Annotated in this window: 9 protein-coding genes, 2 tRNA genes and 2 pseudogenes; 8 read left to right on the forward strand and 5 right to left on the reverse strand. The window is 41.3% G+C overall.

Annotated features, from left to right (window positions below; translation table 11 throughout):
* Positions 1-9 precede the first annotated feature (9 nt).
* Complete coding sequence (locus DXA15_RS15495; protein WP_010800450.1) at positions 10-1,278, reverse strand: glycosyltransferase family 4 protein; 1,269 nt, start codon at positions 1,276-1,278, stop codon at positions 10-12.
* Positions 1,279-1,292: 14 nt separating this feature from the next.
* Positions 1,293-3,233: a glycogen debranching enzyme N-terminal domain-containing protein gene (locus tag DXA15_RS15500; protein ID WP_044215229.1), complete on the reverse strand. Its 1,941-nt coding sequence runs from the start codon at positions 3,231-3,233 to the stop codon at positions 1,293-1,295.
* A 656-nt stretch (positions 3,234-3,889) separates the two neighbouring features.
* Between DXA15_RS15500 and DXA15_RS15505 the strand changes: the two genes are divergently transcribed.
* The 4 genes and pseudogenes from DXA15_RS15505 (at position 3,890) to DXA15_RS15520 (ending at position 8,695) form a co-directional block, all read left to right on the forward strand.
* The gene (locus tag DXA15_RS15505; protein WP_128134600.1) at positions 3,890-5,965 is read left to right on the forward strand and encodes a M3 family metallopeptidase; all 2,076 of its coding nucleotides are present in this window, start codon (positions 3,890-3,892) and stop codon (positions 5,963-5,965) included.
* Between the two features lie 85 nt (positions 5,966-6,050).
* Positions 6,051-6,485 (forward strand): dCMP deaminase family protein, encoded by a 435-nt coding sequence (locus DXA15_RS15510; protein ID WP_007654099.1) that lies wholly within the window; start codon positions 6,051-6,053, stop codon positions 6,483-6,485.
* A 12-nt stretch (positions 6,486-6,497) separates the two neighbouring features.
* Positions 6,498-8,218: pseudogene (locus DXA15_RS15515) on the forward strand (S41 family peptidase).
* 16 nt (positions 8,219-8,234) lie between these two features.
* Positions 8,235-8,695: pseudogene (locus DXA15_RS15520) on the forward strand (5-formyltetrahydrofolate cyclo-ligase).
* Here the strand turns inward: DXA15_RS15520 and DXA15_RS15525 are convergent.
* Both DXA15_RS15525 and DXA15_RS15530 read right to left on the reverse strand, forming a co-directional pair.
* A complete protein-coding gene (locus DXA15_RS15525) occupies positions 8,685-8,978 on the reverse strand; it encodes a DUF721 domain-containing protein (protein ID WP_007654102.1) in 294 nt (97 codons plus the stop codon). The pseudogene DXA15_RS15520 and the gene DXA15_RS15525 overlap by 11 nt on opposite strands.
* Positions 8,975-10,078: a DNA replication/repair protein RecF gene (locus DXA15_RS15530; RefSeq protein WP_128134601.1), complete on the reverse strand. Its 1,104-nt coding sequence runs from the start codon at positions 10,076-10,078 to the stop codon at positions 8,975-8,977. The genes DXA15_RS15525 and DXA15_RS15530 overlap by 4 nt, the downstream gene beginning before the upstream one ends.
* Positions 10,079-10,216: 138 nt before the next feature.
* Here DXA15_RS15530 and DXA15_RS15535 point away from each other — a divergent pair, with 138 nt between their 5' ends.
* The 4 genes from DXA15_RS15535 (at position 10,217) to DXA15_RS15550 (ending at position 11,694) form a co-directional block, all read left to right on the forward strand.
* Positions 10,217-10,900: a tetratricopeptide repeat protein gene (locus DXA15_RS15535; RefSeq protein WP_007654107.1), complete on the forward strand. Its 684-nt coding sequence runs from the start codon at positions 10,217-10,219 to the stop codon at positions 10,898-10,900.
* 74 nt (positions 10,901-10,974) lie between these two features.
* Entirely contained in the window at positions 10,975-11,457 is a 483-nt protein-coding gene (ribH, locus tag DXA15_RS15540) for a 6,7-dimethyl-8-ribityllumazine synthase (RefSeq protein ID WP_007654108.1), read from the forward strand.
* 55 nt (positions 11,458-11,512) lie between these two features.
* Positions 11,513-11,595 (forward strand) — tRNA-Tyr (locus DXA15_RS15545).
* 26 nt (positions 11,596-11,621) lie between these two features.
* Positions 11,622-11,694: transfer RNA gene (locus tag DXA15_RS15550), tRNA-Gly, on the forward strand.
* A gap of 434 nt (positions 11,695-12,128) precedes the next feature.
* Here the strand turns inward: DXA15_RS15550 and DXA15_RS26680 are convergent.
* Positions 12,129-12,359, reverse strand: coding sequence for a helix-turn-helix domain-containing protein (locus DXA15_RS26680; protein ID WP_233567327.1), 231 nt, complete (start codon positions 12,357-12,359; stop codon positions 12,129-12,131).
* Positions 12,360-12,512 lie beyond the last annotated feature (153 nt).

The following is a 12,512-nucleotide window of genomic DNA, read 5'->3' on the forward strand; positions in this document are numbered from 1 at the left end:
ATTGTTTTATTATTTACCGTAATTCTTTAAAACTTCCTCATAAAGTGCTCGGATTCGCAAACCGACTTTTTCCCACGTAATGCCATCGACCTCCTTCTTTCCTTCTTCCTGAAGGTATTTGAAAAGAGATTCATTCGTACAAAGAGAATAAATTGCGTCGGCCATTGCATTGATATCCCAATAATCTGTTTTAATCACTTTATCAAGAATTTCACCGCATCCGGACTGCTTTGAGATAATAGAAGGCGTTCCGCACTGCATCGCTTCCAACGGAGCAATACCGAATGGCTCGGAAACGGAAGGCATCACGAACACATCACTGTTTTTATATGCTTCATACACCTGGCGTCCACGTTGAAAACCCGGAAAATGGAAACGATCGGCAATACCGCGCTCAGCGGCCAAATTGATCATGGCATTCAACATATCACCCGATCCCGCCATTACGAAACGGATATTGCGTGAGCGTTTCAATACCAAAGCTGCCGCTTCTACAAAATATTCCGGTCCTTTCTGCATCGTGATACGTCCAAGGAACGTAACCACTTTTTCTTTCGGATGTTCCGGACGAGGTATATCCAGCAACTCCTGCGAAAGCGGATAAACGGCATTGTGCATAGCAAAACATTTACGGGGATCCTGATGATATTCACGGATAACTGTCTGACGAGTCAACTCCGATACACACATGATACAATCAGCATGATCCATACCGTTCTTCTCCATCGCATACACGGTTGGATTCACCTTTCCACGTGAACGGTCAAAATCAGTCGCATGAACATGGATACATAATGGTTTTCCACTTACCAGCTTCGCATGTACACCTGCCGGATAAGTCAGCCAGTCATGCGCATGAATTATATCGAACTGCTGTTGCCGAGCTATAACTCCGGCTATAATAGAAAAGTTATTGATCTCATCATGAAGATTACCCGGATATCCTCCGGCAAATTCCATACATCCCAAATCATTGACATGCATATGAGAAAAGTCGGCATAAATATGATCACGAAAAGCATAATACTGCTCCGGCGTCATATAATGAGGCAACCGCGACTTGACATAGTTATAATCGACATCACGCCACACAATCGGCACCTGGTTCATACCGATGATATTCAAAAAACCTTCTTCTTCCCCGGTCGGCTTCGGAAGACAGAAAGTCGTTTCTACATCTCCCTGCAAACTCAATCCTTTTGTAATCCCATAGGATGCTACAGCAAGACCACCATATATTTTGGGAGGAAATTCCCATCCAAACATTAATACTTTCATATTGGCTCCTCCTATTAATAATTGTATTTACTCAATAAATATAACACTCGCAATATTTCTGCCACATTCATAGCAAAAGAAACAGCACCGCGTCCTTTGAAAGGAGGATTTCCATCAAACAGTTCAGAAATAGATCCGATACAGTGAGAAGACATCTCATCTTCATAACCGATCAAATAGCGTTCAATAAAACCCAAGGCACTCATTTTATAAATACGAAGATAAGCTTCGAAATAAAAACCTGCCAACCATGGCCATGCAGTACCTTGATGATAGGCATAATCGCGCTGAATCTGAGGCCCTACATAATTCGGATTATAACCTCCGCTCTTCGGGCTCAACGAACGAAGACCTTTTGGCGTAAGTAATTCTTTCGTTACAATATCAAGTACCCCTTTTTTCTGGCTGGCATTCAAAGGAGAATAATCCAAAGCTACGGCAAATATCATATTAGGACGGACACTCCAGTCCATCATATTTCCATCTACATAGTCTAACAAATAACCGTACTCGTTCAAAAATGTTTCGAGAAACGACTTACCGCTTCTTTCAGCCAAAACAGATAATTCAGTACTTAATTGTTCATTTCCTGCCTCACCTAGCAATTCGCCTACAAAACATAGGGCATTATACCACAAAGTATTAATTTCTACAACAAAACCAGTCCGAGGTATTACCGGTCGCCCATTAGCTGTAGAGTTCATCCATGTAACAGCCTTCTCTGTTCCGCGAGTATACAACAAACCGTTGTCAAGTAAAGACAGATTAGGATGTTTATTACTGCAAATAAATGCCATGATATCCTCCAACAATACACCATATTTCTCACGACATGCATCGCGTGACACCATCTTAGCATACTGCTGGATACACCACACTGCCCAAAGTAAAATATCGGGATGATCCATTTCATAAACCCGTAGGTGGCTCGGTTCATTATTCATGAAAGCATACAAAGCTTTACGGGCTGTTTCCATCACAAGCTCAAATTTGGACTTTTCGTTGATAGCCAGCGTCAGTCCCGGCAAGGATATAAACATGTCGCGGGCACGGCACTTAAACCAGGGATAACCGGCCAGAATATAAAACTCGTCGCCCTGCTTATTCAGAAATTGATGAGCAGCATTGATCAGACAATGTTTAAATGTATCACGCGGAGTACGCTCTTCCATTTCTTCTTCAAACGTCTTTTTCAACGCACGTGTACCCGTCTCGGAAACACCTCCGGAGAAAACAATGCTTTCACCTTTTTTGATATCTACTTCAAAATACCCGGGAACATAAAGGTCTTCATTGAAATCATATCCTCTCTCCTGTTCTTTCGGATATTCGATACCACGATACCAGTCCGGTTGAAAATGGAACTCATTCTTTTTATTTAACTGCATGTACAATTCGGGATATCCCGGATACATACATGTCTTAATACCGTTTGTGACAACCTGATACTCACGACTAGCCTGTGAATTCTCATGGGTATATTCACGTACACTACGAAAAGCTAAAAACGGACGCAAACGCAAGGTTGTAGCAGAATGCGCATCCAACAATGTATACCGAATCAAAATCCGGTTTTCATGATGAACAAAAAGCTTTTCTTTTTTCAAAACAACTCCACCTACTCTGTAGATTGTTGTCGGTACTTTCTCACATTCAAATTCACGGATGTATTTATGCCCGTTCGGACTATAGTTATCACCCTGATACTTATGAAGACCTAAATTAAATTCAGCCCCATGCTGTATAACCGTTTCATCCAACGATGATAGCAACACATGGTTTTCATCATCTAGTTCTGGCACCGGAATGACAAGTAATCCATGATACTTTCGCGTATTACAATCCGCGATAGTTGTACAGTGATAGGCTCCCGAACGATTCGTACGAAGAATCTCCCTTGGTAGAGACTCCTCCAGGTTTGTCATAAGAGTCTTGTCAAATTTAAGATAACTCATAATTTTATATTTGGTTTTAGTTTATGCTTATATAATGAAAATGATATGATATACAGACCAAATGTATCACTTAAAAACAAAAAAAACAAATCAGCTTTCATATTTATTTAGAAACTATTTTTTTTACAACACCAAAACGTTTGATAAATAACTCCTTAGAAAATTAGAGACTTCCGTTCATGTGTTGTCAAACACATGAACAGTTGTTAAAAACTCAAAACAAGCTACTTTATGAATATCTTAGACTACCCCCAAAAACAGATCTGCATACTTTTTGAAAAAATACACACAGTAAGAAGAAAACAAAAAACCTCTGCAGAAAGTTATAAAAACACAAGCGGGAAACAATAGTATACCAATTGCTGGCAAATACCGATACAGACAGACTTTATTGCCGATGCAATAAGGATTTGTTGCCGATCCAACTGTTTGTCGATAGCTATCGGTAAGCTTGCTTACATCTGTCGGTATAATTGTCGATAATTATCGGCAATTATGCTTATAACTATCGGCAAACAATTGGATCGGCAACATAATTAAGAAATATAGAGGGAATTTATTCAGTAGCACAGCTATTTTTTCCATCTTTGTGCCGGAAATAAACAGGTTGTTTCCGGCAATATATGGACTATAATAATATATAATGTATAAGAGATATGACACAAACAACTCATAATCCGTTTTTCTTTAGTTATAACACCCCTTTCGAAACCCCTCCTTTCAACGAGATAAAAAACGAACATTTCGAACCGGCTTTCGACGAGGGAATAAAGCGACTCGATAGTGAAGTGCAGGCCATTGCCAACGATACACAGCCGGCAACCTTCGAAAATACAATCATCGCTCTGGAACGTAGCGGTAGACTGCTGAACAAAGTCAGTTCAGCCTTCTTCAATATATTGAATGCGGAAGCCGACGACGAAATGATGGAGATCTCACAAAGAATCTCCCCCAAGTTGTCGGAAAGTTCTAATAATATCTTTCTGAATGAAAAGCTATTTGCACGTGTAAAGAATGTGTATGAACAAAAAGACAGGCTCAACCTTTCTACAGAAAATACCAAGCTGCTGGAAGAAACATTTGAATCGTTCTCCGTTCGTGGTGCCAACCTGAATCCGGAAGACAAAGAGAAATACCGCAAATTAAGCACAGACCTGAGTGTACTATCTCTGAGATTCGACCAGAATGCATTGAAGGACAAAAACAGGTACGAACTGCTTCTTACCGATGAGAAAGATTTGTCGGGCCTTCCCGAAAGTATTTGTGAAGCCGCAGCTCTCCGTGCCAAAGAAAAAGGGAAAAAGGGCTGGTTATTTAACCTGACTGCACCGAGTTATATCCCATTCATGCGATATGCCGATTCACGCAAATTGCGTGAAACAATGTACCGGGAATATATGAGCGTAGGGAACAAGGGAGACGAATATGACAATAAAGAGATCATCCGCCAGATCATCAATATTCGCCTGGAGATAGCCAGATTGATGGGTTACAACACCTATGCAGAATATTCGCTTAAGCATACGATGGCCAAAAATCCGGCTACTGTTTATAACCTGCTGAATCAATTGCTCGATGCTTATAAGCCGGTCGCCATCAACGAATATAATGCAGTACAGGGTTTTGCCATGGGGATGGAAAAAGAAAATATCACCGTCATGCCCTGGGACTGGAGTTATTATTCAGAAAAACTGAAAGACATCCGTTTCGATGTAAACGATGAAATGACACGTCCCTACTTTGAACTGAACAATGTCAAAAACGGCGTATTCGGACTTGCCACACAGCTATACGGCATCACATTCAAAGAGAACAAGGAAATACCGGTTTATCATCCGGAAGTAGATGCTTATGAAGTATATGACGCCGATGGCAAATTCCTTTCCATCCTGTATACTGATTTTCATCCGCGTGACGGAAAACAATCGGGAGCATGGATGAACAGTATCAAAGAGCAGTATCACGAAGCTGACGGAAGCGACAGTCGTCCACAGATTATCATCGTCATGAATTTCACACGTCCAACGGAGACAAAACCTTCTTTACTGACTTTCGACGAAGTAAATACGCTTCTGCATGAATTCGGACATGCCTTGCACGGAATGTTTGCCGAAGGAAAGTACGCCAGCCTGTCCGGTACAAATGTATATCGCGACTTTGTCGAACTGCCTTCACAACTAATGGAAAACTGGCTGACGGAAAAAGAATTTCTCGACCTGATCGCCGTACATTATGAAACAGGCGAAAAAATCCCGCAGGAACTGATCCGGAAGCTGGTCGATGCATCCAACTTTAACACCGGCTATTTCTGCTGTCGCCAGTTAAGTTTCGGCATGCTCGATATGGCATGGCATACACAGACCGAACCGTTTGAGGGAGATGTCATCGCCTTCGAAAAACAGGCTTGGGCACGGACCGTTATCGTGCCGGAAGTTCCGGGCACACTCATGAGCAGTAGCTTCGGACATATCTTTTCCGGAGGCTATGCCGCCGGATATTACGGATATAAATGGGCGGAAGTATTGGATGCTGATGCATTTTCTGTCTTCAAAGCCACAGGCATATTCAACAGGGAAACAGCTCGCTCGTTCCGTGAAAATGTCCTTTCAAAAGGAGGAACCGAAGACCCGGCAATCCTGTATAAACGCTTCCGCGGACAGGAGCCGACTATCGACGCCCTGCTCATAAGAAACGGCATAAAACAGGCTGAACCGAAAGCAAATAGCAATTGATATAAAAATCGCTAAACATACAATAGTTAAATCAATTATATTTACCTTTGCCAGCTAAAGTAATAAGTACAAAATCAGGTAAACAATGTGCGAAAAAACAGAGAAACAATATGAATTAGATAAACGTTATCTGCGGATGGCTGCCGTTTGGGCTGAAAATTCATATTGCAAACGACGTCAGGTCGGTGCACTGATAGTTAAGGACCAAATGATCATTTCCGATGGATACAACGGGACACCTGCCGGTTTTGAGAATGTCTGTGAAGATGAAAATAATGTGACCAAGCCCTATGTGTTACATGCCGAAGCGAATGCAATAACAAAAGTGGCGGCATCTTCAAACAGCAGTAAAGGAGCGACGATCTATGTTACTTCGGCCCCTTGCATCGAATGTGCCAAGCTGATCATCCAATCGGGCATTAAGCGTGTTGTATATTCAGAAAAGTACCGGATGGAAGACGGATGCAATTTATTGCAACGTGCCGGTATTAGTATAGATTATATTGATATAAACGAATAAATATACGTTTTTATGGACAAAAACAGAAGGTTGACCATTTGGTTACCTGTTATCATTGCAGCAAGTGTTGCTCTCGGAATTTTTATCGGGAACAATTATCTTTCTCTTACACAACATGGCAAGCGCCGTATGTTCTCCAGCGGGAATAAAATAAATGCCATACTCGATATTATCGACGAACAATATGTCGATACCGTTAATATGGCGAAGCTGGTGGAAGGCACCATTCCTAAAATATTCAGTGAACTGGATCCGCACTCCGTTTACATTTCTGCCGAAGACGCGACAATAGTGAATGAAGACCTCGAAGGATCGTTCAGCGGTATCGGTGTATCATTCAATATGCAGACAGACACGATCCTGGTGATCAGTGTTATCTCTGGAGGTCCAGCTGAAAAAGCTGGTTTATTGCCATTCGACCGTATCATTACAATCAACGACTCGATCTATTCAGGAAATAACACCAGCCAGGCAAAAATTATGCGTACGTGCGCGGAGCCAAAAACAGCACCGTTAAACTGGGAGTAAAACGCGGAGGTGAACCGGAACTGCTTTATTTCGATGTTACACGCGGTGATGTCCCGGTCAACTCTGTGGATGTTTCCTACGAGGTTAGTAAAGGCATTGGTTATATCAAAGTCAGCAAGTTCGGCCGGACAACTTATAACGAATTCATTACAGCTATCGCCAAACTGAAAGAAGCAGGATGCAGTTCTTTCGTTATCGACCTGCGTGGAAATACGGGAGGTTATATGGATGCCGCCATCAATATGGTCAACGAATTCATGCCGGAAGGACGACTGATCGTTTACACGGAAGGTAAGGCCTTCCCCCGTAACGATGTCTATACAAACGGAACCGGCACTTGCAAAGAGGCTCCGATCGTTGTCCTGACAGATGAGTTCTCGGCTTCTGCCAGCGAGATTTTCTCCGGAGCGATCCAGGATAACGACCGTGGATTGATCATCGGCCGCCGTACGTATGGAAAAGGATTGGTTCAGTCACCGATCAAACTGAGCGACGGTTCTGAAATCCGCCTGACAATCGCCCGTTATTATACTCCTTCCGGAAGAAGTATCCAAAAAGATTATGAAATGGGTAATTCAACCGATTATGATCAGGATATATACAACCGATTCATCCATGGTGAATTCGATTCAGCCGACAGTATCAAGAATACGCATACGGAAAAATATAACACCATGATGGGACGTACGGTCTACGGTGGTGGCGGTATCATGCCGGATATATTTATTCCACGCGATACAAGCGGAATTACAACGTATTTCACAAGTATCGTCAATAGTGGCACACTTTATCTGTATGCACTTGAATATTCAGACCAGAATCGTGAAAAATTATCTTCGTTCACGACTTACCAGGATCTGTACAAGTACCTGCAATCGCAGCCATTGCTATATGACTTCACTAACTTTGCTGCAACCAAAGGGATCAAGAAACGCCCGAACCTGATCAATATATCAGGAAAGCTGATCGAAAGCCAGTTGCAGGCATATATCGTACGTAACTTTTTCGACGAAGCCGGATTCTATCCGATCTTCCTGAAAGACGATCCTACGTTATTACGTGCTATCCAGATCATAAACGAAGGTAAATCTGTCCCTACATTAGAAAAAAAAGATGCAGACAAAGGAATTGCAGGAATCCAAGCAACAACTCCGAAAATACATAGCCTCGCTAAAGAAATCGTACAAGAAGACTACATTGCTTGATCTTTCCGAAGAAATAATGAAGCGGCTGGAAGAAACTGAACTCTTCCGGCAGGCTCCTGTATCGCTCTATACAACGCGATACCCGGCGAAGTCCAAACGGCCGGTTTTCTTGAAAAATGGTTTGAAAAAAAACGACTTCTCCTGCCGTTGATTGTAGGCGATGATCTCCGCCTGTTACCCTATAACGGTACTGACAGCCTTAAGCCGGGCATCTTCGGCATTATGGAACCCATTGAACAGGAAACAACTGTCGATGAATCGGAAATAGACCTGATCATTGTTCCGGGTGTAGCTTTCGACCGGCAGCTGAACCGCATGGGACGCGGTAAAGGATATTACGACAGACTGTTATCCACATTGCAAGCACCCAAAATCGGTATATGTTTCGATTTTCAGCTACAAGACACAGTCCCTACCGAATCTTTCGATAAGAAAATGGATATGATCATTACGGAAAAAGAGATTATCAACGGATAATAATATCGTGTATAACAGTTGCCCCGGCATACTCATTCAGACTCTTCACCAACCGTTCACGGCATAAAGTCAGCTCACTTCTCAAGACAGCAGAAGTCAACGATACATATAATATATGATCGCGTACATATATATTACGGGTATATTGCATAACCATCGGTCCGAGCACTTCTTTCCAGGCACGTTCCACACGAATTTCCAGAATCTTTTCATAAAGTTCCGTATTGTCTTCAAAGAAATCTCTCAGGACTTCACCGATCGCTTGTGTATTCTTTCGCTTCATGGCTGATCCTCCATCGGTTGAACTTCACCCTGTTCTACTCTGAACAAAGCATAATCATGATTCATTGCCTGCAGGATTTCATCCAGGTATTTCCGATTGGTATCGGTAATAAATATCTGCCCGAAACTGTCTCCACTAACCAGCTTGATGATCTCGGCCACTCGTGCCGCATCCAGTTTATCAAATATATCATCCAGAAGCAAAATGGGAGTTGTCTGCCCTTTTCGGGTCAGAAAAGCAAACTGAGCCAACTTCAGTGCTATCAGATAAGTTTTATTTTGTCCTTGCGAACCGACCCTACGGATTAATTGTTCGTTCAATGTCATTTCCAGTTCATCCTTATGAACACCGTTGGAAGTATATCCCAAAATACGGTCACGCTCCCTGTTGACCGCCAGCGACTCAGCCAGATTCCGGTCTGCCAGTTGGGATATATACCCCAATCCGACCTGTTCGGTAGAACGGCAGATAGTTTGATAGTATTCGTTAAAAATAGGAATAAAACTTTCCACCAGTAGCTGGCGTTTCTCGAACACCATCCGCCCATACATATCCAATTGCATTTCCAGCACTTCATACAAAGAAGTGTCCATACTTTGATTCTTCAAAAGAATATTCCGCTGGAGCAAAGCCTTGTTATATTGTATCAGGGCATGCAGATATTGTTTGTCCTGTTGCGAAATTATCAGATCCAGAAAGCGGCGGCGTTCGTCACTCCCTCCCCGGATCAGATCCGAGTCGGCCGGCGACACCATAACCAAAGGAAGGAGTCCGATGTGTTCGGACAACTTATCATATTCCTTTTTATTCCGTTTGAACTGTTTCCGCTGGCGGCGGCGGATAGCACAGAATATATCCTCGCTTCTCCCTTCATAATCATATTCACCCTGGATAACGCACATGTCCTGATCATTATTTATAATCTGACTATCAGGAGTATTGATATGACTCTTGCAAAACGAAAGATAGTGGATTACATCCAGCAGGTTCGTCTTCCCCATCCCATTGTTTCCAAAGAAACAATTCATTTTCGGAGAGAAAGCGACTTCCGCCTGAAGAATATTTTTATAATTGAGAATAGAAAGCTTTTTGAGTATCATCTGTACCTTATTAATCGTACAAAATTAAAAAATATACTTCTAAGTATAGATTATATCAGTAAAAAAAACTACTTTTGCGCTTTGAATTGCCATTGGCATAAATCAGTAGATAAAAATAATAAATAACTATAACACATTATGGCTACTAAGGAAAAAAACACCAACACGGAGTTAGAAGTAGAAGAAATTGTTTCAAGATCAGAGCAGTTCATTGAAAACAATTCAAAAAAGATCATTTACGGAATTATAGCTATCGCACTCGTTGTTGGAGCTGTTTTAGGAATTAAACACGGTTATTTGATTCCTCAGGAAAAGAAAGCAGCCGCTGCTATATTTAAAGGAGAACAGTATTTCGCTAAAGATTCTTTCAATCTGGCTTTAAACGGTAATGGCGCTGACTTTGACGGATTCGAAGGTATCATCGACCAATATGGAAGTACTGCTTCCGGTAACCTGGCAAAGGCTTATGCAGGTATCTGTTATTTCAAGATGGGAGAAACCGAAAAAGCTCTTGACAAACTGAAATCATTCAGCGGAGACGACAATATGATTTCTCCGGCTATCATCGGCCTGATCGGTGACTGCTATGTAAATATGGGTAATGTAAAAGAAGGTATCAGCTATTTCGAAAAAGCTGCTAAGAAAGCAGACAACGAAGTGATCAGCCCGGTTTATCTGAAAAAAGCAGGTATTGCCTACGAAAACCAGAAACAATATAGCGATGCAGTTAAAGCATACACTACGATCAAAGAAAAATATTTCAACTCAATGGAAGCTGCCGATATTGACAAATATATCGCTCGCGCTTCTGCTGCAAAATAATATTATCATACGATATGAACTATATAAAAGGATGTCCATCAAAAAAGGCATCCTTTTATTTTAAATAAAAAGTTATGGCTACAGCTTATCAAAATTTATCAGACTACGACTTCAACAGTGTTCCTGACGGTTCAGAAATGACGTTCGGTATTGTAGTCGCAGAGTGGAATAAGCACATCACCGAGAAATTACTGGAAGGTGCCTGCAACACTCTGGAAAAACATGGTGTAAAACCGGAAAATATCTATGTGAAACGTGTACCGGGTAGTTTCGAACTGACTTTTGGTGCAAAACGCATGGCTGAAACAAAAGATGTAAACGCAGTGATCGTTCTTGGCTGTGTTGTCAGAGGCGATACTCCACATTTTGATTATGTTTGTTCAGGCGTTACACAAGGTGTTACCGAACTAAACCTGATGTATGATATCCCATTCATTTTCGGTCTGTTAACTACCGACAACATGCAGCAATCGGAAGATCGTGCAGGCGGTAAGTACGGAAACAAAGGGGATGAAGCAGCAGTGACTGCATTAAAAATGGTTCATTTTTCTGACTAAACGCTTGCAGGTTTCAAAAATAATCGTACCTTTGCACTGCAATTGAAAATAATAGGGGCAGTTACCAGAGTGGCCAAATGGGGCTGACTGTAACTCAGCTGTCTTTCGACTTCGGTGGTTCGAATCCATCACTGCCCACTACTATTTCAAAAGCAATAAAAATTGCGGAAGTAGCTCAGTTGATAGAGCATTAGCCTTCCAAGCTGAGGGTCGCGGGTTTGAGCCCCGTCTTCCGCTCTCTGAAAAAAGGATAATCGAAAGGTTATCCTTTTTTTGTATACCAAAAGTCCCGACTTTCACAAGCCGGGACCTTACCTGATTACTAAATCAAAAACTATGAAAAAATAAAGTTGATCAACCTCTCCAAATGAATAAAAAGAAAAAACATAAATTTAATCATAGGCTACGAGTATTCTAGAAAAAGTAGTCCGACAAACGTCTTCATCAGACTACTCAAAGAAGAATCACTTCTTCTTTCTCTTTTTCATAGATAAGGTATGCCTATGCATCTATATACTTTAATACCTTTTATTTTTATCATTTATCTCTGATGCAAAGAAATAACAAAAAAAGAGAGCAAGCAAGTAAAAACAAGGCATGAAGATGACAAATAGAAGCCACCTTAGGACAAAATCGTTTTTGTCCGTTCATTAGACAGCTTACCTATAAAATCAAGGGTTCCCTTTCCAATGAGAACGACGAAATTCACTGGGAGTCATATGATATACTGCTTTGAAATTACGAACAAATGTCCGGGAATTATTAAAGCACGATTCTGAAGCAACCACTTCAATCAATTTATTAGAAGGATCAAGCAATAAAGTAGAAGCATAAATAACACGCTGTTTATTTATATATCCATGAAAAGCTACATCATCTTTTAAACGAAGAACTTTATTCAATAATTTTTCCCGACATTACATTGACGAACAATGATATTCATAGTTATATTTTTATCCAAAAAATGCTTTTCCGTCACTACATACTGATGAATCTTATTATATATTTTCACAAATTCTGTATTATCTGAAAACTTTGATATTTTAGGATGGGGT

It is taken from the genome of Parabacteroides sp. AM58-2XD, assembly GCF_003463685.1.
GTDB classification, from domain to species: domain Bacteria; phylum Bacteroidota; class Bacteroidia; order Bacteroidales; family Tannerellaceae; genus Parabacteroides; species Parabacteroides segnis.